The organism is Rhodanobacter hydrolyticus (genome assembly GCF_044904645.1).
Map to the genome: position 1 here is coordinate 261466 of NZ_JADIKK010000008.1, position 24057 is coordinate 285522.

The window sequence follows — 24057 nt, forward strand, 5'->3', positions numbered from 1 at the left end:
CAATGAACGAACGCGACGCCGAATTCCTGCAACGCCTGCGAGCCGTCTTCCTGACGGAGGCGCGTGACCACCTGCTCGCTATCGGCACCGGCCTGGTGGCATTGGAAAAGGGCGGTTCACCAGTCGAACGCGGACAGCACGTGGAAGCCGTGTTCCGGCACACGCACAGTCTCAAAGGGGCGGCGCGCGCTGCAGGCTTCCCGCGGATAGAAAAGCTTTGCCAGACGCTCGAGGAAATCTTCGCGCTGTGCAAGCGGCGCGGTCGGGTGCTGCCGGCCGGCAATTTCGATGTGCTGCACCGGGCATTCGACATGGTCAGTGCCGATGTGGATGCTGGTGGCGGCACGGTACCGAACCTCTCGCCCGATGCCATTGCCGCGATGCTGACCCAGTTGGAGGCGATCGCCCGGGGCGAGGCTGCGGTCGAATGCGAGCCGGAGAGCCTGCACGAGCCCGAGTCTTCTGCCGAAGAGGCCGTCGATCAGCCGCCTGCCGTGCCCGATGTCGATACCGGTGCGGTGCCGGTGCCGGTGCTGGTGCGTGAGGTGACCAGTACTGTCCGCGTCCAGACACCGCGTCTGGATCGGGTCCTGCTCGCGGCGGAAGAACTGCTGACGGTCAAACAGGCGGGAGCCGAGCGCACTGAAGAACTGCGGCTGCTGGAGTTGCGCTTTGGTCTATGGTCCAAGCACTGGCTGGCAGCGCAGCCGGCACTGCGCCGGCTGCGGAGTCTGGTTGCCACGAGTGATCCCGGCACCCGGATCGAGCTGGAATCGGTAACCAGGGCGCTGGAATTCCTGGAATGGAATTACGGCCATCAGCGCTCCCTGGAAGGTGACGTTCGCGCCATCGCGCGATCGGCCGCGCGCGACAGCCACTTTGCCGGCAAGCAGATCGACGAGTTGCTGGACGATTCGAAGACCTTGCGGATGCTGCCGTTTTCGGCGCTCTCCGAGGCTTTGCCCAAGCTGGTGCGCGACCTCGCGCGTGACCAGGACAAGCAGGTCGACCTGCAGATTTCGGGTGAGGATGTGCAACTGGACAAGCGCATGGTCGAGTTGCTGCGCGATCCGCTGGTGCATCTGGTGCGCAATGCCTTGGACCATGGCGTCGAGCTGCCGGCGAAGCGACAGGCTGCCGGCAAACCGCCTCGCGCGACCTTGCAGGTGCAGGCTCGTCTACTGCATGGCAATCAGATAAGCATTGAAATCGCGGATGACGGTGCCGGCCTCGATCCGCAGCGGCTGCGCAAGGCGGCGCTGCGCTCCGGCGTGCTGGGTGAGGATGCCGCCAGAGAGCTCAATGACGCGCAGGCCCTGGAACTGGCCTTCCGTTCCGACGTGTCCACCAGTCCGATCATCACCGAAATTTCCGGGCGCGGGCTGGGACTCGCCATCGTGCGCGAGCAGGTCGAACGACTGGGTGGGCGAGTCGAGGTGGAGAACCGCGAGCCCTGCGGTGCGCGCTTCCGGATACTGTTGCCACAGAGCATGGCCATGCTGCGCGGCTTGTTCGTGGAGGCGTGCAACCAGGTATTTGTCCTCCCCAGCGCACATGTCGAGCGGGTGATCCAGGTGCCGCGTGCCAGCTCGAAAACCGTTGGCCAGCGCGAAACGCTGACAATCGACGGGCAAGTCGTCGCACTTGCCCGTTTGCACCAATTGCTCGAGATGCCTGCCTTTCAATCGGCAGCCGATCCCATGACCGTCGTGCTTCTGGGCGCAGGGCACCAGCGTGTGGCCCTGGTTGTTGACGAGGTGCTGCACGAGGGGGAAGTCCTGGTCAAGCGCCTGCGGCGACCGCTGGTGCGTGTGCGCAATATCGCCGGGGCTACCGTGCTGGCCTCGGGCAAGCCGGTACCGATTCTCAACGTGGCCGACCTGCTCAAGTCTGCCAGGCACACTGCCGTGCAGGCTCCGGTACGGCCGGAGGCAAAGGAAGGCGGCCGGCCGCTTGCACAACGGGTGCTGCTTGCCGAGGATTCGATCACCTCCAGACTGCTATTGAAGGGCATCCTGGAGTCCGCCGGCTGCAAGGTGAGGGCGGTGGCCGACGGCATCGAGGCCTTCACGGCATTGCGCAGCGAATCGTTCGACCTGTTGGTTTCCGACATCGAGATGCCGCGGTTGAACGGCTTTGACCTGACCTTGCGCATACGCGCCGACCACAAGCTTGCCGATCTCCCGGTCGTGCTGGTCACCGCGTTGTCCCGGCGCGAGGATCGCGAGCGCGGTATCGACGTGGGCGCAAATGCCTATATCGCCAAAGGCAGCTTCGATCAACGTGAATTGCTGGAGGCAGTGCGCCGCCTGGCCGGTGCCCGGGAATCCTCGTGAACAGAAATCGCATCAGCGTCCTCGTGGTAGACGACTCGGAAGTCATCCGGATGCTGCTGGTGCACCTGATCGAACAGGATCCTGCGTTGCGCGTGGCTGGGGCTGTCGGGAGAGGCGACCAGGCGGTGGCCTTCGTGCAGGCCAATCCGCCGGATGTGGTGCTGATGGACATTCAGATGGACGGCATGGACGGATTTGAGGCGACACGCCGCATCATGGAGACCCAGCCCGTTCCGATCGTGATGTGTTCGGCGGTGACCGACGTTTATGCCGTGGCAACCGCCTTCCACGCCTATGATGCTGGCGCCGTGGCCTTGCTGGAAAAGCCGGTCGGCGACAGTCATCCCGACGCTGTGCGTCTGGGCAGGGAACTGCTGCAGACCCTGCACCTGATGTCGGAGGTGAAGGTGGTGCGGCGTTGGGCCCGCAAACCGCAGGCACAGGCGTCGCAACCCCCATCGTCGTCCAGTCGCATCCAGTTCGTGGGCATCGGTGCTTCCACCGGAGGGCCGCCGGCCTTGCAGGCGGTTTTGGGGCGGCTGGACAAGGATTTCCCTGTGCCGATCGTGATAGTCCAGCACATCAGCGCCGGGTTCCTGCCTGGCCTGTCGGAATGGCTGGGGCAAACCACGGCGATGCGCGTGCAGATCGCAGCGCACGGCATCGAGGCGCGCCCGGGCCATGCCTACCTCGCACCCGACGACTTCCATCTGACCGTGGGCGAGCATCGTCGGCTGCGGCTCGAGAAAGCATCGCCGGTACACGGACTTCGACCTGCCGTGGATACCCTGTTCCATTCGATCTCCAGGCAATGCGGGCCCAACGCCGTGGGCGTTCTGCTGACAGGCATGGGGAAGGATGGAGCCCAGGGCCTCCTGGCGATGCGCGACTCGGGCGCGATCACCCTCGTGCAGGACAAGGCCACTTCGGTGATCTACGGCATGCCCGGCGAAGCTGTGGCGCTTGGAGCGGCCAGCCAGGTCCTGCCACTCGACAGGATCGGCGAAGCCCTGCAACGCGTCATCCAACCGCATTCCTACCCCAAGGCGCTTCCGTGAACAGCAAGCAAGCTAGTGGCGGCGACGCAGTCGAGATCCTGGTCGCCGAAGACAGCTCCACCCAAGCCCTCAGCCTGCAGTATCTGCTGGAACAGCAGGGCTACCGGGTGACTATCTGCCAAAACGGCCGTCTGGCGTTGGCCGAGGCAAAACGGCACAAGCCGGACTTGATCATCAGCGACATCGTCATGCCGGAAATGGATGGCTACGGCCTTTGCCGCGCAGTCAAGTCGGACGCCGACCTGAACGATGTGCCGTTTCTGCTGGTCACTACGCTCAGTAATCCGGAAGACGTTCTCAGCGGTCTTGAAGCGGGTGCCGACAGCTTCATCCTGAAGCCTTACGACGATACCTTCCTGCTCAACCGCGTGAATTTCGTGCTGTTGCACCGCCGGCTTCGCCAGTCCGATCGCGCCGACATGGGGGTCGAGATCAGCTTCAAGGGACGCAGCCACTTCATCACGTCCAATCGCCTGCAGATCCTCAACCTGCTGTTGTCCACCTACGAAGCAGCCATCCAGCGAAACGACGAGTTGCGTCGTTCGGAAGAGGAGTTGCGCGAGGCCAACATCGCCCTTTCTGCGGTCAACGAACGTCTTGAGGAAGAGATCCGCCAGCGCCAGGCCATGGAGAAGCAACTGGCCGCCGCCAAGCAACAGGCGGAAATTGCCAACGAAGCGAAATCCGCTTTCCTGGCCACCATGAGCCACGAGATCCGCACGCCCATGAACGGCATCGTGGGCATGGTCGATGTGCTGGCGCACAGCAAGTTGTCCGAGTATCAGACTGACGCCGTGCGCACGGTGAAGGAATCCGCGTTTGCACTCCTGCACCTGATCGACGATTTGCTGGATTTCTCCAAGATCGAAGCCGGCAAGCTCGAGCTGGAGCTCACGCCGACCAGCCTGTGCGACACGGCCGAAGCCGTCTGCGACACCTTGAGCGCGCTGGCCGATCGCAAGGGCGTGGATCTGTTCGTGTTCGTCTCGCCCGAGGGGCCGGCCCAGGTCCTTGCCGATCCGGTGCGCCTGCGCCAGATCATGTACAACCTGGTGGGCAATGCCATCAAGTTCAGCAGCAGCGAGCGGGAGCGGCGGGGGCGCGTCGACATCCGCGTGGAAGTGAGCCGCCAGCAACCCTTGCAGATCGCCTTCAAGGTCAGCGACAACGGTATTGGCATTCCCCGGGAGGCACGCGCCCACCTGTTCGAGTCGTTCCGCCAGGCCGAGGTATCGACCACCCGGCGCTTCGGTGGCACCGGTCTCGGCCTCGCCATCTGCAAGCGCCTGGTCGACTTGATGCAGGGTGAAATCCTCGTTGACAGCATACCGCGCATCGGCACGACCTTTACCGTCCATCTGCCCTTCGAAGCCGTGGCCGGTGCTGCTGCTCCGGGAGTTCCTGATTTGTCGGGAGTGGAGTACGTCATTGTCGATGGCCAGAACGCCCGTGCGGACGACCTGCGCAGCTACCTCCAGTACGCGGGAGCACAGGTAACCGTGGTGACGGACGATGAGGACGCGGTACGGATCTGCGCCGATGCGACCAAACCGATAGTGCTCGTGCACGGTGGCATCGACGAGGCGGGCCGCGCGGCATGGCTGGACCGGTTCGATGCCCAGCCGAACGTGCACCACCTGCTGGTGTCGAAGGGGCGCCGCCGCGTGGCGCGTCTGGTGAGCGCCGGCGTGGTGACGATGGACGGCAATCTGCTGCGTCGGCGCTCGCTGCTGCATGCCGCGGCTGCCGCGGCGGGGCTGGCGTCGCCCGCTACGGAACAATGGCGCTCTTCCAGCCAGCCGGAACCCGAGGCCAGCGCACCCACCATCACCCAGGCGCGCGCATGCGGACAATTGATCCTGGTGGCGGAAGACGACATCACCAACCAGAAAGTGCTGTTGCGGCAGTTGAACCTGCTGGGCTACTCGGCCGAGTTGGCCAAGAACGGGCGCGAAGCGTTGGAGCTCTGGCGCCGCGGCCGCTATGCAATGTTGCTCACCGACCTGCATATGCCAGTGCTGGACGGATACGGGCTGGCTGCCGCCATTCGCCTCGAAGAGCCGCCGCAAAGCCATTCCCCGATCATTGCCCTGACGGCAAACGCCTTGCGCGGCGAAGCCAGCCGTGCGCTCGCGGCGGGAATGGACGACTACCTGACCAAGCCGCTGCAACTGCCTGCGTTACGCAAATTGCTGGAGCAATGGTTGCCGCCGCCCGTAACCAAGGAGGGTCGCCAGGATGCCGAACCTCAGCAGACCGAGCCTGCGCAGGATCGACCGACACTGGACATCAATGTGCTCAAGAACTTGATCGGCGACGAGCCGGCGCTGTTGTACGTGTTGCTCAAGGACTTCCTCGACGCGCTGATGACGGGAATGGCCGCTATCCGGAAGGCGGCGGCGGGAGATGATTTCGGTGAAGTGGGTGCGATGGCGCATCGGCTCAAATCTTCGTCGCGCAGCGTCGGGGCTCTTCAAGTAGGTGACATTTGCGCCGAACTAGAGAACAGTTCGCTTCTTGGTGACAAGGCGGTCACGGTAGGGGCCGTCGCGAACTTCGAAGCAGCAGCCGGGGAGCTGCTGCTGAAACTGCGGGAACAGCTGCATGAGCTGGAGTCCCGCCTGGATGCAAATTCGAATGTTTCCGGATGGAACGGCGATGAAAGCCCTACTGGTAGACGATGACCCTTTTATCCTGAAACTGCTTTCCCTTCAGTTGCGGACAGTCGGGATGCAAGTGGAGATGATCTGTCACAGCAGCGGGCAGGCCGCCCTGGATCTGCTGGAACATGATCGGGACATCGGGATCGTCTTCTGCGACTTGCAGATGCCCGGGATGGATGGCGTGGAATTCGTCCGCCATCTCGTACGCCTCGCGTACGCCGGCAGTCTGGTGCTGGTCAGTGGTGAAAATCCCCGGACGCGGCAGGCCGTGGAGCAGTTGGCCCGTGCGCATGGCTTGCATGTGCTTGGAACCCTGGGCAAGCCGGTGACCACGGAGTCATTGCTTCAAGTGCTGGCTACGGGCAATCCTGCGTCTCCCTCGCCGGATTCGGCTACTCCAGCGCCACGCTATACACCGGCCGAACTCCAGCGGGCCATCTCCCAAGGGGAATTGCGCAACCACTATCAGCCGAAAGTGGAACTGACGACCGGCAAGGTGGTTGGCTTGGAGGTACTCGCACGCTGGCAGCATCCGCGAGATGGCCTGGTGATGCCCTGCCATTTCATTCCGATGTCCGAGGAGCACGGGCTGGTGGGCCCGCTGAGTGTCGAGGTGACGCGTAAGGCGTTGCATGATCTGCGGCACTGGCTGGACGCCGGCCACCGATTCGATTTGGCCATAAATGTGCCTTTGGGTAGTGTTTCGTCGCTCGACTACCCGGAAATCCTGCTTGAGCAAGCGCACGTTGCCGGGGTGCCGATGCACCATCTCGTATTGGAGATCACCGAGACGCAGTTGATGGATGACCCCCAGGTACAACTGGATGTGCTGAGCAGGCTGCGCCTCAAGCAGGTCAAACTTTCCATCGACGATTTCGGCACCGGGTACTCCTCTCTGGCCCAATTGCGTGACCTGCCGTTCGACGAACTGAAAATAGATCGCGGCTTTGTCCATGGGGCGAGCCATAACGCTTCTTTGCGTGCCATCCTCGAAGCCAGCCTTGGCCTGGCACGCGACATGGGCTTGCGCACGGTCGCCGAAGGCGTGGAAGACCGTGAGGACTGGGATCTCCTGCGGGCGGCTGGCTGCGACATGGTGCAGGGCTACTTGGTCGCCAAGCCGATGCGCGGAGATCAGGTTGACGGTTGGCTGGCCGAGTGGGAAACCCGCCGAAGTACCTTGATTCCTCCTGCTTCCGAAGCAAGAGAACATTAGGCTGCGACCTGGCGCCCGAGGCCGAGCAACGTCGGCTAGCGCGACAGGACGTCTTGCCGGGCAGGGTAGTGGCGAATCTGTTTCTGGCAGCACCGCCGGCGGCTCATCCATCTAGGGCAGGGCATGGCCGCTTTCGACTTGCCGGTTCCGCAGTGCTGAAGTGACACTTCCTGGCCGACGATGAGCAACCGTCAAGGTATCGATCGGCTTCGATCGCAGCTGGCTGCCGAAAGAAAGTCGCCGGTCCTGAGCGTAGCGTCATCTGAAAATAGTAGGCGCGGGCGGTGCGGATTTCTCGTAATCTGGTCCAGGGGAGGAGGCATCCACGTCCGTGCCGGATATCCGCCGCGAATACGGCACCGGTTAGCTGTCCCGCCAACGGAATCGGGCTCACCTCAATCCCTGCCCAGCCTTGCGGTGTCAGACACCAGGATAAGGGGGAAGCGCAGTGCGAGTCCCGGGTTCATTTCTGAAGACACCGGCCCTTTTCATCATCTCGGGAATCGCCATCACGCTCGCCACCACGAGCGTGATGGCCTTGTCGCTTTATCAGATGCGACGGGACGCGATGTCACAAGCACGCGATGCTACCGGGAACCTGGCCAGTTCTCTGGAGAAGGAAACCGAGCGCAACCTCGACATCTTCAGACTTGCCATGCGCGAAGTGGAGACCTGCATCGAGACGCCTGCGCTCGAGGGTCTCCCTCCGGATGTCCGGCAGCTCGCGGCATTCGGCACGATCAGGGACGCCAAGCAACTCGGCACGCTGTTCGCGACCGATGCGGCCGGCAACTTCATTCTCGACTCACGCTCGCCTGCGCCGCGGAAGTTGAATGTAAGCGACCGCGACTACTTTCTGGTCCAGCAGCAGAACAAGGACGTCGGCCTCTATCTAAGCAAGCCCTTCATCTCGAGGTCCAGTGATTCCAGGCAGCCAACCATTGCGCTGAGCCTCCGGCTCGACAAGGAAGATGGGCAGTTCGCCGGTATTGTCGCCGGCACGCTTCGCCTCAATTACTTCCATGAAATGTTCAAGGACGCGATCCTTGGCGAGCACGGCACCATCACGCTGTTGCGCACCGACGGCACGGTCCTGATGCGTCAGCCGTACCATCCAGGCGACGTAGGCAGCACGCTGGCAGGGGGCCACTCGTTTCCGCCACTGGTCCAGTCAGCTCAGGGGAGCTACGTCGATATCGCCGTGCTCGACCACGTGGAACGGTTGTACAGCTTCAAGCACATCGGCAAATACCCGCTGATCGTCGTGGTCGGCTTCGCGACCGAGGACATCTACGCTGGGTGGCACAGACGTGCCATCACCATCGGTGCCGTCACGGTGGTGATCGACGTGCTTTCCATCTGGTTGTCGCTGATGTTCGCCAGCCTGTTGCATCGAAGGCTTGGAATGGAACGCCAACTGCAGCAACTGGCCAGGTTTGATTCGTTGACGGGCCTGCCCAACCGGATACAGCTGCAACGGGAGGCAAGCCGCGTACTCGCGCACGCGAAACAGAATGCCTCGAATTTCGCCACGCTGTTCATCGACCTGGACCGTTTCAAGCGCGTGAACGACACCCAAGGTCACGCCGTCGGCGATGAAGTGCTGCGCAAGATCGCGGAGCGCCTTCGCGAACATTTCCATACCGGGGATTCGATCAGTCGCCTCGGTGGCGACGAATTCCTGGCCATTCTGCAGGATTGCGACGTGCTGAAGGCCATGCATGCCGCCGGACGCATCCTGCAGACGATCCGCCAGCCCGTTGTTCTCGATTCGGAACAGGACACCAGCATCACGATCAGTGCCAGCATCGGCATCTCGATGTATCCGTACGACGGGCAGAACACCGATGTCCTGCTGCGCAACGCGGACCTCGCGATGTACCAGGCCAAAAGCAGCGGCCGCAACAGGATCCATTTCTATGCGCCGGAATACGAGCGCAAGGCGAGGGAACACCTCGACCTGGAGATCGCCCTGCAACATGACCTCAAGGCACAGGCGCTCAGCGTTGCCTATCAGCCCAAGGTCGACGCGATGGGCATTCTGTACGGAGCGGAAGCCCTGGTTCGCTGGCGCAACGACAAGATGGATTTCGTTCCGCCGGACTATTTCATCCCCATCGCGGAAGAGAGCGGACTGATTGCGGAGCTGGACGCCTGGGTGCTTGGCGAGGCCTGCCGCCAGCTTGCCGCGTGGCGGGCAGGGGGTTTAGAGGTGCCAAGCATCTCGGTGAACGTATGCGCCATGGATCTCAAACGGCAGGGCTATCCTGACTTTGTCGCCCGGACGCTGGAGGCTCACGGCCTTGCTCCGGGAGACCTCATCCTGGAGATGACCGAACGCGTGATGTTCGACGAGGCAACCGACGATATCCGGACATCCATCGACGAAATCCACGCGATGGGTGTCATGCTCGCCATCGACGACTTCGGCACGGGCTATTCGTCGCTGAACTACCTGCACCGGTTTCCCATCAAGGAGCTCAAGATCGACAAGAGCTTCGTCCAAGGCATCGGTGACAACGCCAAGTCCGAATCCCTCGCGCAAACCATCATCAACATCGGCAAGACCTTGAAACTGACGGTCGTTGCCGAAGGCATAGAGACGCAAGCGCAAAGAGATTTTTTGTGCCGACACAATTGTGACCTGTACCAGGGTTACCTGTTTTCACCGCCACTGTCGCCGGACGACTTTGCGCTCTGGGCAACAGGGCAGAGCGGACTCATCCGTCCAGACGAATGACGTGCCCAATGACGCTGCAGAGTGGCGCAGGTTGTGGATACGGAGTATCCAGTCGAGAGTCAGAGAGGGTGCTTACAAGGGTTTGCATTGGCAGCACCACGCCTTGCGGTACGGCACGGCATCGCAGGCTCAGTGGCTTGGCCACGCACCGCGTTCCGCTGCGCTCAGCTCCAATACGACGGATTTCCCTTCCGTGGCTGACACCATCGCCGCTTCGATCACCGCCATCACGGTAATGGCCTGCCGTGGCGGGACCGGGTTGGGGCCGCGCCCTTGTACCGTGTCACGGAAGGCGGCGTAGTAACGGCTCTGGTCGCCACGGGGTGGGGCAAGCGGCTCGGCGCGGCCGTTGCCGTCGTACAGCAGCAGGTTGTCCGTGTCCTCGCCCCAGCCTGCATCGCCCGGCCGCATGCCAGCGAGCAACTGCGTCTCCTGCGGATCGATCTTCTGCTTCACCACGCTGCCTTGCGTGCCGTGCACGATGAAACGAGGGCTGCCACCGGCCACCAGCATGCTGGCATGCAGGATCACCCGTCGTTGGTCGTACTCGAGTACCACATGCGCCCAATCAACGGCTTCGCCACCGTCGCGCTGCATGGCGAGGCTGGCCTGGACACGGTCAGGCACGCCAAACAGGCACAACGCCTGATCCACCAGGTGTGGTCCCAGGTCATACCAGAGCCCACTGCCTGCGACCGCCTGTTCGCGCCAGCGCGCACGCACCTGCGGGCGAAAGCGGTCGATACGCGATTCAAAATGCGTGACCTTGCCCAGCCGGCCGGACTCCATCAATTGCCGCACGCCGAGGAAACCGGTATCCCAGCGACGATTCTGGAATACCGACAGCACGCGCCGTTCGCGTTCCGCGATGGCAACTAGTTCGCGCGCCTGGGCCAGATCGAGCGCAAAGGGCTTGTCGACCACCACATGCTTGCCGGCTTCCAGTGCGGCGCGCGCCAGCGGCACATGCGTGTCGTTGGGCGACGCGATCACGACCAGATCCAGCCGCGGGTCGACGAAGGCAGCGGCCGCATCGGCGACGACATCGACGTCAGGCAAGTCCGCATGGACCTTGCCGGCATCGCGCGAGACCACCGTATCCAGTACCAAACCGGGAACGCTACAGATCAGCGGTGCATGGAAAGTCTTGCCGGCGAAACCGTAACCGACCAAGGCCACGCGCAGCGGAGCGGTGGAGTCATGCATAGCGGGTCCGGAAACCGAGGGGTGCCGCGATGATAGGCCACGCGTGCCAGCGGGCCAGCTGGTAGATGAGCCTCTGGTGGCAGTTTCGTTATTTTACATAATATACATTATGCGAAAGGACGGTATGTTTCTAGGTGTTGCGTAAACCCAGCTCGGCTCGCTCAGTTTGGTGCAATCGGCACTTATCCTTAGTCAGCAGCGGCTGTTCTCCGCAGAGAAACTTCTACTTCCACGGCAGTAAACCTCTGCAAATGGCGCACATAAAGTTCTGCACCGAGGAATGCAGCGCAGACAAACCTCTAACTGGAGAATGCAGCGCAGTAAAACCTACGCAGCGGAGAACGGCCTTTCCTGACAGGAGCGTGTCTGAAGGCCCTACGGATAAGTGCATTCCCAGGGGGGTAGTTGCGCTGAATCCAGCGCTTTAGTGCACTCAAACCACTGGTTCTCTGCACTCGTTTGGTTGCCAGTCGTCAGGGGTGATATCGCCTGCTGCGCGGTATAGCGGACGCCGGTAGCTGTCGAACAGGAACCGCATACGGGAGGCGTCTCGACCGACGAATAGCCATAGAAATTTTCGGTCGAATTGAAATTTGGATCGGAACGGATAGGTGGGCCCGTCCTGCGTGTCGTCGCCGAAGGCGTCGAACCCAAGCAAGATCAGCAGAGGTTGCACCGCGTGGTCACCGCTATCGACCGCTCCACTTTGCCAGCCGTCGAGTCGCGCCGTAACGGCGTCCAATCGCTCGGCAGGCGCCGGCCGCAAGTCGATGACCTCTGCTGGAATCCCCTGTACGGCTGCAGCTCGCGTCATCGCAACGACAATCGCCTGCTCCGCCTCATCTGAGGGACAGATCAAGCGTGCCGGTATCCCTAATAAGGGTGTCAGACGATGGATGAAGCCTCCAGCGAGCCGCGCTGCGATTGCCTCAAGCGCGGGTGCTGCGGCAGCCATACGGCACTCCTCACGGTTGCTCATGATCGTGGATGATCCTCAGGTCCGTTACTTGGCCTTGGCTGTCTTCGAAGACCTTGCTGATCGCGGACCTCGTTTTGCCTTTGGGTTTGCCTTTGGGCGGGCGCTGGCCTTGGCTAGCAACGTTTCGAGTGCCGCGATGTGCCCCGAGAGACGCGCGACTTCCTTCTCGGCGTTCTGCCATTGCTTTTGTAACGCCTCGCTGCACGCCTCCTGGGTCTGCACCGCTTCACGATAGCTCCGTTCGGCCGCTTCGTGGCGATGCTGCCACTGCTTGGTTTCTTGCCGGGCGCGATCCACTTCCTGGTGTGCCCGGTCCTCAGTGGCTCGGATGTGTGCCGCGGTACGTTCGCGTTCCTGATCCGCAGCAGCAAGGCGGTCGGACTTGTCGGCTTGCAGGGCTTCGAGTTCGCCCGCTTGCCGGTCGACCACCGCCTGCAACCGATCCCGCTGCTGCAGCAGATCTTCCCGCAGGGCGTGACTGTCACGGAGCTGGCTGTCCAGGTTCGCGCAGGCATGTTCGGCCAGTTCCTGGCGCGTTCGTGCCTGAGCCACCGTGGTCTCGGCCTCGGCCAAGGTGGTCGTCCAGTGCGTGCGTTCCTCGGCGAGACGGGCCTCGTTCACCGAAAGGGCGGCCCGATCCTCGGCCATCCGGGCCTGAAGGAGGCGTTCGGCATGCGCCACGGCCAACTGCCACAGCGCGGTCATGGCCTGCCCCGCTTCCGCCGGGAGTTCCGGAAGCTGCAGGACGTTCTGCAAACGCTCCGCCAACCCATTGCGCCACGTGTCCAGCATGCGCGTGATCGTGTTCGGCGAGCCGGTGCCCAAGGCCGCGCGCACTTTTTCCACGGTCGGTTTGTCGCCGGCGGCGACCAGCGTGTCCGCGGCCGCGTTGACCTGGTCCTGGGTGATGCCTGTGCGCATGGAATGGTCTCCTCGATCGGCGCCCTGCCCGCTTGGCTTTGTACTCGCGATAAGTGATGATTATCGTGGGTAGACGCCCTATTTCGTAGTATACATTACATAATATGAAAGATATTTCCATGATACCGACCCTCGCCCAACCGGCGGCCAGCTTGGTTTTGCCGATCCAACTGGCACAGCAAGCGGCCGACGCCGTGCGCGAACTGCTCGCCGAAGCGGCCGCGGCCAACACGACCCGCAGCTACGCCAGCGCCCTGCGCTACTGGGCCGGCTGGCATGCCGCGCGCTACGGGATCGAGATGACGTTGCCGGTACCCGAAGCGACCGTGCTGCAGTTCGTGGTCGATCACGTGGTGCGCCGGTCGGCCGACGGCGAACTGGCCTGGGAGCTGCCGCCAGTCGTCGACCAGGCCTTGGTCGCCGCCGGCCTCAAAGCGAAGCTCGGCCCCTGGACGCTGGCGACGGTCCGTCATCGGGTCGCCGTCCTGTCCACGGCGCATCGGCTCAAGCACGTCACCAATCCGTGCGAGCAGCCGGCGATTCGTACGGTACTCAGCCGGGCGGCCCGCGCCGCGGTCAAGCGCGGCGTACGGCCCCGCAAGAAGACCGCCATCACGCTGATGGAACTACAGGCGATGCTGGCCACCTGCGACGACAGCCTGGAAGGCCTACGTGACCGCGCCCTGCTCTGTTTTGGCTTTGCCAGTGGCGGCCGGCGGCGCAGTGAAGTGGCTGCCGCCGACCTGCGTGACTTGCGCCGCATCGGCCCGCAAGGCTTCATATATCGCCTGGAGCACAGCAAGACCCAACAAGCCGGCGTGACCGCATCGTCGACGCCCGACAAGCCCGTTCTTGATCGCGCGGCCCAGGCGCTGGAGGCCTGGCTGGCCGCGGCCGGCATCAGGGAAGGGGCGATTTTTCGGCGGCTGTGGAAACACCGCCTCGGCCCGGCCCTCTCCCCCGCGGCCGTGGGTGAAATCGTGCAGCGGCGCGCCAAGCTGGCAGGTCTCGAGGGAAACTTTGGTGGGCATAGCCTGCGGTCGGGCTTCGTGACCGAGGCGAGCCGTCAGGGCGTGCCGTTGCCGGCGATCATGGCAATGACCGAGCACCGGGCGGTGACTAGCGTGATGGGTTACTTCCAAACGGGCAGCGCAGCGGATAATCCGGCAGCGAGTCTGCTTGAGGACACTTAGGCGGTTGGCAGAGAGAGTCGGAGACCATACGGTTTCCTGTGTGCCGCGCCAGCTCAAGCCCTGCAGCGGCGGACATCCCAGCCCCGCCGAGTTGACGAACGCATGGACTCTCCCATGGCGCTCGAAAGTTGCACCCCAAGGGCGGCCAGCGCACCATGAGCATCGGCATGCCAAGGACTGGAGAAGCGCCAGCGCCGTGCCAACAGGGGATTCGTTGATTCGTTCCATCCAGCGGTTGCGCCATTTCGGCGTATTTGACGACTTCCGAAAGACGGCGGCGTTGTCGGATTTTGGGTCCAAAAACATCATCTACGGTTGGAACTACTCCGGGAAGACCACCCTTTCCCGACTCTTCGCTGCGCTGGGTCAAGGCAAGCCCTACCCCGAATGCCCCTCAGCCACATTTGAGGTCCAAACCTCAAGCGGGCAATCCGTTACCGAAACCATGCTATCGACTTCCAATCTCAAAGTGGAAGTCTTCAACAGCGATTTCGTAGCGACGAATCTCAGCTGGACCGGGGAGGACTTCCAATCTATTTTGCTGCTGGGCGATGAGTCCATCGAGGCAGAGAAGGCAATCGAACATTGGTCGAAACGATTGAACGAATGCCGTGGGCGTTGGGCAAACACTCGCACCAAGATTAGTGACATCGATGGTCGCATCAGTAGTGCAAAGACTGCTGCCGCCAAAGCCATTAAAACGACCCTTCAAATCGTAGAGGCGTTTACCGCCACACATCTCGGATCTGAAATCACACGTCTGCCTGCCGACCGTCAGCAAGCTGTGTTGTCTGATGAGGCCTATGCGGCAGATATGAAGCTGGCCATGACGAGCGAACAGGAACAGTTGTCGGCTGTTCCATCCATTAGTGCGCCAACGCTCTCCCTGCAGACCCTGCTTCAGGGCGCAATGCCGCTTCTCCAATATCTCCCAGCCATCTCCGCCACGTTGGACTACCTTCGCGCACACGCGGACGTAGCACGATGGGTCGAACAGGGACTGAGCTTGCACGAGGACGCAGCCGCATGTGAGTTCTGTGGTGGCCTTCTGACTGAGGAACGATTGGCGCAGCTGCGCGGGCACTTTTCAAAAGACCTGGCCCAACACAAAGTCTCATTGAACGCGCTGCATGCCCGCGTCAAAACAGCTCAAATCGCCACCGAGTGGCTGACGCCAACCGCCTTTGCTCCTCAGTTTCAGGCAGAAGCATCGACCCTCAATTCAAGGCTCAAACATCTCTGTGAAGTCTACAACGACGACTTAGTTAAGCTGATGGCAGCACTCCAGACGAAAGTAGATGACCCGTTCGTGGATCAACTAGCTCCGATGGTGTTTCCCGATATATCGCCCGTCCTTGAAAACACCTTCACTCAAGCGAAAAACCTAATCCTGCGCAACAACAAGAGCATCGGTAACTTCGGCCAAGAGAAAAAGTCAGCGATTGGCCGACTGAAGGCCCATTTCGCAGCCAAGTTTGCTTTGGACCAGACTCAAGCCAAGGAAAACAAAGACCGAGAGCGTGCCGAGCGTTATCAAGGTCGCCTCAAAGCGCTGGGTGGAGGGATGGCGCAGCAAATCAAAGACCTTCAGGCGAAAATCGACCGTGCGCAAAAGGGCCGGGAACGACTGAACGAGCGCATCGGCGGATTGCTTGGCACGGGCATCATTCAAATCGAAGTGGTGCAGGTGAATGAAACTGACCGCTTTACGTTGCGTAGGCAGGGACAGCCAGCCCGCAACCTGAGCGATGGGGAACGGACAGCGATTGCCTTTGCCTTCTTCCTGACCAAGCTAGAAGAACACAAGTCATTGGATGACGTCATTGTATATATCGACGACCCCATCTCCAGCCTCGATAGCAACCACGTATTTCAGGTCTATTCCATCATTGAGTCGATGTTCTTCAAGCAGGAACAAGTTGGCGGAAGATGGATAACGTCTTGCCGACAGTTGTTTCTTTCGACCCACAATTTCGAGTTTTTCGAGATGCTCAAACGGCTACCCATCAAGGGGCAGACCGAAGCCAGGTATTTCCTCGTCAAGAAAACGAGTCCTACGACATCGACACTAACCGACCTCCCAGCGGCCCTGCGCCAGTACACCTCGGAGTATCACTACCTGTTTAGTGTCATTCGCTCGTTCGTCGAAAGTCCGAACAAAGACGACGTGGGCCAACTGCTGGCCCTGCCCAATGCATTACGTCGTTTCGTAGAACTCTATACCTACATGCGATTGCCTTTGCCTCACAGCACGGTTGAGCAGCGAACGGCCGAGTTGCTTGGCCCGGAAAAAGCACTTCGGATTACCAAGCTGCTGCATCACTTCAGTCATCTTGAAACGGTGGAACGACTTGCGACCCACACCAATGTGATCGCGGACATCGAGGCTGTTGTGGCCGAAGTGATGAATCTCCTCCAAGAGGACCCGGCCCATCTGGCTGCATTGATGGGAGCGCACCCAGAAGCCGCTTAACCGATCAGGCCGATGCATAGCCTAGGCGATATGCCGGTTACGCACTTAAAAGGCGTTCTTGGATGCTTGAACTTGATTGCTCGATATCAACTGGTGCTAGGGATCTGTGACCAATAAGGCGTTAGTGTCGCCCTCGAGTGAAAGTGGCGACTCATCCTCCCCAGGGAGCGGTTTCAGTGATTCGTGAAGCACCCTCTTCCCCTTAGCTCCCGCTCCGACCAATCGGCGGGCGCGAGCAACCACAGACTGAGGGGAATCATTGAGTCGATTCTTCGCCTTGTTGTAAGCCTCTCCCGCCTTCTTCAGGCGTTCATCGATAGACTCAAAGTCCTCGATAAACCCACTAAGCGAGTCCAGCAGCTTTGCCGCCTCCTCACCGATGGTGCTGATCTGCTGCTGTAGCTTGTCGCGGGTCCAAAGCCGTTCAACGACGCGGAGCATCGCCATCAAGGTGTTCGGGGATGCAAACACCACGCGCCTGTTGAACGCTTCGGTCTGTAAGTCCGGGCTGATCGACAACGCTGACGACAACGCGCCCTCGATAGGCACAAAAAGAACTGTCAGGTCCAGAGTATCGGGCCCCATGATGCGGGGGTAGTTCTTGTCCGCGAGATCACGCACATGGGCTCGGAGCGCTGCCGCATGGCGTACTAAGGCTTCCTGCTGGTCCTCAAAGGAATCGGCATTTTGAGCATCGCTCCAGGCAATGAGATTGACCTTGGAATCGACCACAATCTTCCGCTTGTCCGGCAAGGTCACAACCACGTCCGGTCGCACGCGCTGGCCGCTGTCCTCATCGACCGCGTGTCCCTGCGAGATGTAGTTGTGCCCCTCTACGAGCCCAGACGCTTTAAGCACTGTATCAAGAATGAGTTCACCCCAGTCACCCCGGGTTTTCGAGTTGCCTTTGAGTGCACGAGCTAGGGCCTCGGTCGCAGTCGCCATGTTCTGGTTTAAGCCTTTCAACTCGCCGATGGTTCCAACGAGCGTCGCATGCTCCCTGGCCTGTTCGGATCCGAGTTGTTCCACCTTTGCTTGAAAGGTGGCGACTTTCTCTGCAAATGGCTTGAGGGTCGTTTCGAGCCCCTCTTTTGATGCATCCGCACTCGCCTTGATTCGCTGGTCAAGAACGACAGACTTCTCATCAAAGACGCGGCTCGCCGCTTCGGTAAAAGCGGTGCGCATCTGGGTTTCAGCTGTGGCGAGAAACGCTTTGGTTTGCTCAACCGCTTCGAGCGCCGCATCTCGAACGGCCACAGCGGTCGCGTGCTCGGCGCTTAGATCTCGGAGGGCGACGTTGGCATCGTCGAGGCTTTTACGGAGGCCGTCCCGTTCACGGCGAAGCTCGTTGCTTTCTGTGGCTTGGCTGGTGAGATTAGCATCGATAACCGCTGCCGACCGCTGCAACTCCTCCAGTGCCTGGCGCGACTGCTCAAGGCTTGCTCGCGCATCGTTTCGCTCAAGTCGGAGTTGGTCGGCTTCAGCAAATTTTGCGGCGAGGTTGGCCGTCGTCGTTGCCGTGGTCCGCTGCAAGGCCTCAAGGGCCTCGCGCACCTCTGCCAGTAACCGGTCTCGCTCGACAACTGTGCCGGCTAGCTTCTCCAGCGATAACCTGGTTTCTTCAATCTGTGCGCCGAGCGCGGCTTCCCTCGCCGTCGCCGCTCTGAGGGATTCCGTCAATTCGCCGACCTGCTTTTCAGCCCGCCCACTTCGCTCGATAGCATCGGGCAAGCGCGCGGCCTCCCCGGACAGCGCGTCAATCCTTCCCTGCAGATCCCGTGCCTTCGCCCCGGCCTGCCATATGATCAGTCCGACGACGACGGCTGCGATAGCGACGGTCAACAGAACGATCGTCCATCCCCAAATCGGCATGCTGTCCATGGTTCCTTCCTCGGTATTGGCACTGTGCCCCGTCGCATGATACGTCGGGGACAACGCCGCGATCACGGTACGGCCAAATTCAGTTCGATCCCAGATCTGGCAATCTTTAGCCGAAACGGCGAACCCCACCCCCGATAACACGGGCTAATCGGTTCGCTTTTACGTTGTGCTTTGCCGAAAGCTATCCCTTGGCCAAAGTCAGCTCATCGTCTCCATTGCGGCGAGCGACAGCTGGCGTTCCACCGCAGCTGCCGAGTGTCACATCTTGTCCTTGAAGAATGGCGCGAGTTGCCCGGTGGTTTCGTTACAGATGGCTTAACCATCGCCGCATCAGGTTGAACACACAGCTGAGACAGTTCGTTGCGCAGACGCCCGTTGAACGACTCAATGTAAGCGTTCTGGTTCAGCTTACCCGGCTCAATCAAACTCAACAACATGAAGCGTGAGGGAGAGCTGCCCGCGAGCACCCGCTTCGTCAAAGGAACTGCTACTGGCAGTTTTGAGTTGATAGTGCGAGTGGCTGTCGTCAGGGTTGACCAGAATCTGGAATATCCAAGCATTGATGCCGGTACAGTGATCAGGGGGTTTATGCGTCGAAGATCCGTAGATGCGCGAAATCGCACTATTTACCTGCGTCGTCCTAGTGACGGGAGAGTGCTGTGCCCAAAACACCCGAAGACACCCGGCTTGAGAGCTGGCATCGATTCTTCGCGGCCTACGCGAACAATGAAGCGTGGACACTGGCTGAAGCGCCACTGTCTCGGATGGATGATGTTTTAACGCTTCTCAATGCTGCGCATGCCGCGGCTTGGCATTGGCAGGCTGTCGGCAACGTCTTGAACCACATGCGCGCCCTCATGCTTCTTGCCCAGGCGCACGCTGTGGCTGGCCTGGGGCAAAGCGCTTTGCTATATGCAGACGAAATGCGCGCGTACTTTTTGAGTGAAGCTTCCACCCCGGAATGGGAGCAGGCTTTCATGCATGCTGTTCATGCGCGCGCAGCGCATGCCGCGGGGGAGCATGCCCAGCACGCAAGCTCGTACGCTTCAGCAGAAAGTGTCATCCGAGCCCTCACAAACGAAAATGATCGAGCCATGGTTTCTCGTATCTTTGAACAGGTGCCCCGGCCGTGGTTGCCGTCGTGAGGTTGGGCTCTTCCATAACGAGCGTATTGTCGGCCGTGCGGGCGCCCAAGAAAAAGGCCGGTCGAACTCCGACCGGCCTTTTTCACTACTAACTCACTCAATGCTTTTTGGCTTCGTCACGGGCGCGATCTGCAGCCTTCCCTACAGCATTCTGAACTTTGCCAGCGTTCTTCTCAATGTTGCCAGACGCTTCTTTCGCCTTGTTGCCAGTTACTTTGCCTACTACCTCTTTGATGGCGCCTTTGACTTCGTGTTTGGTGCCTTCTGTCCGGTTCTTGTCCATGGTGCGGTTGCTCGCTTTGGCCGCAGGGGCGCGGCCATTTCTTATAGGCGCGAACTGGTCTTCCTCGCGTGAATCTTTGTCGAAAAGCAGCCCACATAGTTCGGATGGTGAAGCGGAGAGTTTGCCAGGCAAATCTGTTCTTGGTGGCCCAATGGCCGTCTATTCTCTTTGACAATACGACACTCACCCAGCAGTGGCATCAAGAGTACAACTCGGCCGCGCCATTCTGAGTGGCGCATCGCCTCTTCGTGTCAACAGCGGTGGTTTGCTTCTCAGGACCGAGCCATGTGGTGAAGAAAGCGCAGGACGCCGGCCTCTAGTTTCCGTGGAAAGTTGACGATCTCGGCTGGAACGAAGTGTTGCAAGGTTCCCTCTTTCCAACCCCTTAAAACGTAGGGATGGACGTAGGAAGCGCGGCATACACTGGGCGTATTGCGCAGTAGGGTTGCTACTTTGGTCATGACAGCGTTCAGTGCAGCCTGATTAGACCGCTCGCGGGCACGCACCGGTGTCTGTGTTAGCAATCCAGCGGCCCTTACCGTGCCCGACCAAGTGCGAAAGTCTTTGGCGGTGAAATTGCCCACCGACGCCTGCTGCAGATAAGCATTGACCATTCCGGAGTCCACAGCGTGGCGTCCTCCCTCAGCATCTAAATACTGAAAAAGGCGTTGCCCGGGCAATTGCTGTACACGACGCAACAACCGGACCAAGCGGTTATCCGGCAGCATCAATTCGATGTGCCGACCGCTCTTGGCACGAAAGCGCAACCACAAGCATCCATGTTCCCGCTTGAGATGTCGCGTGCGTAAGGTGGTAAGACCATAGCTTCCGTTGTCATGGGCGTATTCCTCGTTACCCACTCGGACAAGCGTCTCATCGAGCAAGCGGACCACCAACGCTAGCACCTTGCTTTTAGGCCAACCTGGCAATGCCAAGTCGGCGCGCACGCGACGACGAAGACTTGGAAGGATAGCCCCGAACTCGCGCATATGATCAAACTTGTCCGCATCGCGATGCCGCCGCCAGTCGGCATGATAGCGATACTGTTTGCGTCCCCTCGCATCACGCCCCGTCGCTTGCAGATGGCCGCGCGGATCGGCGCAGATCCACACATCGGTGTAAGCCGGAGGGATGGCCAGCAGGCGGATTCGCTCCAGAACATCTGCACGCGTAACCCGCCGCCCGCGGGTATCGTAGTAGATAGTCCCCTTTCCCTTGCGAGCGCGGCGATACCCTGCCTGGGCATCGCTGGAATACACCAAAGGCCCTGCCACTTTGCGGGTTCGTTCCAGTCTTTTATGGACCCGCTTTTCTACATCTGCCATTTCTATAAAGAGAGAGGGCGCATGACAGTGGCTCGCTTTTGGACGCAGCAATGGCAAAGTCTGGGCTTGTTTGCATGATCACCGCCACGCTTACCCCTGCTCAATCTTCCTTGACCTCGTCGCCTTCACTATTTCGGCTTTTATGCCCGCCACCCGGAGTGTGGTTGTCCTCACCTGTGCCGTTCTTGGCATCACCGCTGCGATCCGTATCTTCCGGCTTTCTGGGAATTTTGGACGTGTCCACTTCATACGTAGAACAGTGGTTCGAGCTCTTGGTCATCGCAAAGTCTTCCTTCTTCTGGATCTGCGCCTTCTGGACTGCTTCCTCGATGTAGCCAAGCATGCTGCCGGTCCTGGTTTCGATGACGCTGTCGAGTAAATAAGATGAAGGTTGGATCAACGGTGCCTAGAGGCTCAGCCGTTCGAGATCACGCTCTTCGTAAGAGCTGGTATGCACCATCACATCCGCAATGAAGTTCATTTGATCTGAAGGCACACACACATAGGGCTTGTCCGGATGGAGCTTCGCGGGTGCCGAGCGACGCAAGGTCCCAAGCAGATCGCACAGGTAGCCGCGAACTTCGGCCGGCTCTGCCAGATGCTGAGTTGCCCAGCTTGCCGCCCGACTGCCTGTCAGGATGGCGTTGCCACTTAGACTGCGTACATGCGCGAAGGCTGCCTCATCGGAGTGATCGTCACCGAAATACCATGGCTTGCGATCCGCGAATGGAGCGAGTCTGAGCAATCGCTCGATCGCATACGCCTTGGTGATGCCGAGTGGCCTGAACTCGATCGCCCTGTCCCTCAATTGGATGTCGCATCCGGGCAGCGCGGGGGCAAGCAGGCTCGCCTGTAGCAGCAATTCCATCCAGGCAGCATCGTCATCGTGCGCATGCAAGGTCATCATGATCCCCTTGTCTTGCAATATGACGCCAGGGATCTTCAGCGCCAGTTCCGTCACTGCAGCACGCATGCGTGGGCGATCCACGATCGGTATCGCCAGGCGCCGAAGCCGGCCGCCACAACGGATCTCCATGCCGTAAAGACCAGCGACGTTCCAGTCTGTATTGCCGAACAAGCAGTCGATATCCTCGATGCTGCGACCACTCACGAATGCCAGTGCACCGTCCAACGCTTGGCGCAGCTCCATGAGGAGCGCCAGCAGCTTTTTGTCTGCGCACGGTTCACGCGAGCCCTTGACGGCGCCAAGCAGAGTCCCATCGATGTCCAGCAGAATGGCAGGACGCATTTCCGGTCGGTCCTCAGGTGTGGCGAGTAGCGCATGCATGGCAAATGTCATTCCTGGGTTCGATGCCTGCTTGGCAGGGTCCTAAGTGATATCCGCGCAGTAGTGAATTCTTCGTTGCCCATCGACATGACCCAGGCTGCCTCTTTGCAACGAAATTTTCGCGGTTGGTCTATGTCACGCTTACCAAGATGCCGCCTCCCTCGCGCTATCCGCAGGGTGCGCTCCAGCCACCTGCTTCCAATGCTCGATACCCTGCGAATCAACCGTTTGCGAAGAATGTCACCGCATCGACTCCAAATTCGCGAGACGATAGCCAGCCGAATGTATGGTGTGGAGCAATGGCAGATCGAACGGTTTGTCAATGACCTGTCGCAAGTTATACAGATGCGAGCGAAGTGTGTCTGAGTCGGGCATTACGCCGCCCCACACCTGTCGTTCTAGATCACGCCTCTTCACGACATGAGGTGACTCTCGCATCAATATCGTCAGTAGCTTGAGGCATATCGGCGAAAGGCTGAGTTCGCGGCCGCCACGCGTCAATCGCAGTGTCTGGGTCTCCAGCTTCAAGTCGCTGACGATCAAGATATTCTCGAAGACCTGACGCCGTTCGCGGCGTATCAAGGCTAGCAAGCGTGCCTCAAGCTCCCTCGATTCAAACGGTTTCGCCAGATAGTCATCTGCTCCTGTACCCAGACCACTTATCTTGTCATCCGTACTGTTGCGGACACTCAACATCAGAATAGGCGTGGCCTTTCTTGCCTCCTTTCGAAGCTTGCTACACAGGCTCAGGCCGTCCAGCCTGGGTAACATCACATCGAGGACGATGGCATCGTAGTCATCTACGATCGCCATGTGCAGCCCCAACACTCCTTCAGCTGCGCGGTCTACTCTATATCCGGCCCTTTCCAGCAGTATTTGGGTCGTCAATGCGACCTGCTCGTCATCTTCCACCAACAAGATGCGGCCCAAGTAGTCACTTGTATCCATACCCCCTCCCCCGCAGATAGCTGCTTACAGCTGGGAGTAGTACTGCCGCACCCGATCCTCAAATCCTGGGTCGGCGAAATCCGGCCAATGATCTTTGTCGAATCCAGGGGCGTTCTCGAGACGGTCCTTGTTGACATTCAAGATGAGACATTTGTTTTCGCCATCGACGGTCAAGGCGTCCCATGGAACAGCAAAGAGCTTGTCGCCAATACCGAGGACTCCACCGTAGGAAAGGACGCCATAACTCACTTCGCCACTCAGCGTATCGATCATGATGTCCTTGAGCTCGCCTAGCGCCTCATTGTCGAGGTTCTTTACCTTATCTCCGGTAAGCGTCGAAGCCGAGAGGAATTGGGTACTTGTGTTCGTCATAGCAATGTCCAAGTTGAAGTGATGGCCAAA

At 60.2% G+C, this 24057-nt stretch carries 18 protein-coding genes and 1 pseudogene; 8 read left to right on the plus strand and 11 right to left on the minus strand.

Annotated elements, in window-relative coordinates; translation table 11 throughout:
• Positions 1-2: 2 nt before the first annotated feature.
• The 5 genes from ISP25_RS03640 to ISP25_RS03660 all read left to right on the plus strand — a co-directional run bounded on the left by ISP25_RS03640 (position 3) and on the right by ISP25_RS03660 (position 10013).
• The gene (locus ISP25_RS03640; RefSeq protein WP_404611725.1) at positions 3-2336 is read left to right on the plus strand and encodes a hybrid sensor histidine kinase/response regulator; all 2334 of its coding nucleotides are present in this window, start codon (positions 3-5) and stop codon (positions 2334-2336) included.
• Positions 2333-3394, plus strand: coding sequence for a chemotaxis-specific protein-glutamate methyltransferase CheB (gene cheB, locus ISP25_RS03645; protein ID WP_404611727.1), 1062 nt, complete (start codon positions 2333-2335; stop codon positions 3392-3394). The genes ISP25_RS03640 and cheB overlap by 4 nt, the downstream gene beginning before the upstream one ends.
• Positions 3391-6078: a response regulator gene (locus tag ISP25_RS03650; protein ID WP_404611728.1), complete on the plus strand. Its 2688-nt coding sequence runs from the start codon at positions 3391-3393 to the stop codon at positions 6076-6078. Before cheB ends, ISP25_RS03650 begins: the two co-directional genes overlap by 4 nt.
• Positions 6053-7273 carry an EAL domain-containing response regulator gene (locus ISP25_RS03655; protein ID WP_404611730.1) on the plus strand — a complete coding sequence of 407 codons (1221 nt, stop codon included), beginning with the start codon at positions 6053-6055 and terminating at the stop codon, positions 7271-7273. The genes ISP25_RS03650 and ISP25_RS03655 overlap by 26 nt, the downstream gene beginning before the upstream one ends.
• A 568-nt stretch (positions 7274-7841) precedes the next feature.
• The gene (locus tag ISP25_RS03660) at positions 7842-10013 is read left to right on the plus strand and encodes a bifunctional diguanylate cyclase/phosphodiesterase (protein WP_404611732.1); all 2172 of its coding nucleotides are present in this window, start codon (positions 7842-7844) and stop codon (positions 10011-10013) included.
• Positions 10014-10142: 129 nt separating this feature from the next.
• Here ISP25_RS03660 and ISP25_RS03665 read toward each other — a convergent pair whose 3' ends face one another.
• From ISP25_RS03665 to ISP25_RS03675, 3 genes are all read right to left on the minus strand, one after another.
• Positions 10143-11219 carry an oxidoreductase gene (locus ISP25_RS03665; protein ID WP_404611734.1) on the minus strand — a complete coding sequence of 359 codons (1077 nt, stop codon included), beginning with the start codon at positions 11217-11219 and terminating at the stop codon, positions 10143-10145.
• A gap of 433 nt (positions 11220-11652) precedes the next feature.
• Positions 11653-12198 (minus strand): hypothetical protein, encoded by a 546-nt coding sequence (locus ISP25_RS03670; protein WP_404611736.1) that lies wholly within the window; start codon positions 12196-12198, stop codon positions 11653-11655.
• Between the two features lie 24 nt (positions 12199-12222).
• On the minus strand, positions 12223-13119 hold the full coding sequence (locus tag ISP25_RS03675; protein WP_404611738.1) for a DNA-binding protein: 897 nt from the start codon (positions 13117-13119) through the stop codon (positions 12223-12225).
• Positions 13120-13223: 104 nt separating this feature from the next.
• On the opposite strand from ISP25_RS03675, the gene ISP25_RS03680 reads away from it, so the two are divergent.
• Together ISP25_RS03680 and ISP25_RS03685 are read left to right on the plus strand one after the other, a co-directional pair.
• Positions 13224-14312 (plus strand): site-specific integrase, encoded by a 1089-nt coding sequence (locus ISP25_RS03680; protein WP_404611740.1) that lies wholly within the window; start codon positions 13224-13226, stop codon positions 14310-14312.
• A 214-nt stretch (positions 14313-14526) separates the two neighbouring features.
• Complete coding sequence (locus ISP25_RS03685; RefSeq protein ID WP_404611742.1) at positions 14527-16785, plus strand: AAA family ATPase; 2259 nt, start codon at positions 14527-14529, stop codon at positions 16783-16785.
• A gap of 96 nt (positions 16786-16881) precedes the next feature.
• Here ISP25_RS03685 and rmuC read toward each other — a convergent pair whose 3' ends face one another.
• Both rmuC and ISP25_RS03695 read right to left on the minus strand, forming a co-directional pair.
• Entirely contained in the window at positions 16882-18666 is a 1785-nt protein-coding gene (rmuC, locus tag ISP25_RS03690) for a DNA recombination protein RmuC (RefSeq protein ID WP_404611744.1), read from the minus strand.
• A gap of 356 nt (positions 18667-19022) precedes the next feature.
• Positions 19023-19100, minus strand: a pseudogene (locus ISP25_RS03695) (integrase core domain-containing protein); the annotation flags it as partial.
• 225 nt (positions 19101-19325) lie between these two features.
• Between ISP25_RS03695 and ISP25_RS03700 the strand changes: the two are divergent.
• Positions 19326-19811, plus strand: a complete 486-nt coding sequence (locus ISP25_RS03700) for a hypothetical protein (RefSeq protein WP_192160452.1) — start codon at positions 19326-19328, stop codon at positions 19809-19811.
• Positions 19812-19908: 97 nt separating this feature from the next.
• Here the strand turns inward: ISP25_RS03700 and ISP25_RS03705 are convergent, their stop codons facing one another.
• The 6 genes from ISP25_RS03705 to ISP25_RS03730 form a co-directional block, all read right to left on the minus strand.
• Positions 19909-20226 (minus strand): CsbD family protein, encoded by a 318-nt coding sequence (locus ISP25_RS03705; RefSeq protein WP_404611746.1) that lies wholly within the window; start codon positions 20224-20226, stop codon positions 19909-19911.
• Positions 20227-20366: 140 nt separating this feature from the next.
• On the minus strand, positions 20367-21476 hold the full coding sequence (locus ISP25_RS03710) for a DNA topoisomerase IB (RefSeq protein ID WP_404611748.1): 1110 nt from the start codon (positions 21474-21476) through the stop codon (positions 20367-20369).
• Positions 21477-21519: 43 nt separating this feature from the next.
• A complete protein-coding gene (locus tag ISP25_RS03715) occupies positions 21520-21762 on the minus strand; it encodes a hypothetical protein (protein WP_192160450.1) in 243 nt (80 codons plus the stop codon).
• A gap of 63 nt (positions 21763-21825) precedes the next feature.
• A complete protein-coding gene (gene otsB, locus ISP25_RS03720) occupies positions 21826-22719 on the minus strand; it encodes a trehalose-phosphatase (protein ID WP_404611750.1) in 894 nt (297 codons plus the stop codon).
• Between the two features lie 228 nt (positions 22720-22947).
• A complete protein-coding gene (locus tag ISP25_RS03725; RefSeq protein WP_192160442.1) occupies positions 22948-23655 on the minus strand; it encodes a response regulator transcription factor in 708 nt (235 codons plus the stop codon).
• A 24-nt stretch (positions 23656-23679) separates the two neighbouring features.
• Positions 23680-24027 carry a PRC-barrel domain-containing protein gene (locus ISP25_RS03730; RefSeq protein ID WP_404611752.1) on the minus strand — a complete coding sequence of 116 codons (348 nt, stop codon included), beginning with the start codon at positions 24025-24027 and terminating at the stop codon, positions 23680-23682.
• Positions 24028-24057 lie beyond the last annotated feature (30 nt).

Excerpts from the sequence above, each read along its gene's own strand:
- ISP25_RS03640 (WP_404611725.1), top strand. The coding sequence starts at position 3 with ATGAACGAACGCGACGCCGAATTCCTGCAACGCCTGCGAGCCGTCTTC.
- ISP25_RS03655 (WP_404611730.1), top strand. The coding sequence starts at position 6,053 with ATGAAAGCCCTACTGGTAGACGATGACCCTTTTATCCTGAAACTGCTT.
- ISP25_RS03660 (WP_404611732.1), top strand. The coding sequence starts at position 7,842 with ATGTCACAAGCACGCGATGCTACCGGGAACCTGGCCAGTTCTCTGGAG.
- ISP25_RS03665 (WP_404611734.1), bottom strand. The coding sequence starts at position 11,219 with ATGCATGACTCCACCGCTCCGCTGCGCGTGGCCTTGGTCGGTTACGGT.
- ISP25_RS03670 (WP_404611736.1), bottom strand. The coding sequence starts at position 12,198 with ATGAGCAACCGTGAGGAGTGCCGTATGGCTGCCGCAGCACCCGCGCTT.
- ISP25_RS03675 (WP_404611738.1), bottom strand. The coding sequence starts at position 13,119 with ATGCGCACAGGCATCACCCAGGACCAGGTCAACGCGGCCGCGGACACG.
- ISP25_RS03680 (WP_404611740.1), top strand. The coding sequence starts at position 13,224 with ATGAAAGATATTTCCATGATACCGACCCTCGCCCAACCGGCGGCCAGC.
- rmuC (WP_404611744.1), bottom strand. The coding sequence starts at position 18,666 with ATGGACAGCATGCCGATTTGGGGATGGACGATCGTTCTGTTGACCGTC.
- ISP25_RS03715 (WP_192160450.1), bottom strand. The coding sequence starts at position 21,762 with ATGCTTGGCTACATCGAGGAAGCAGTCCAGAAGGCGCAGATCCAGAAG.
- otsB (WP_404611750.1), bottom strand. The coding sequence starts at position 22,719 with ATGACATTTGCCATGCATGCGCTACTCGCCACACCTGAGGACCGACCG.
- ISP25_RS03725 (WP_192160442.1), bottom strand. The coding sequence starts at position 23,655 with ATGGATACAAGTGACTACTTGGGCCGCATCTTGTTGGTGGAAGATGAC.
- ISP25_RS03730 (WP_404611752.1), bottom strand. The coding sequence starts at position 24,027 with ATGACGAACACAAGTACCCAATTCCTCTCGGCTTCGACGCTTACCGGA.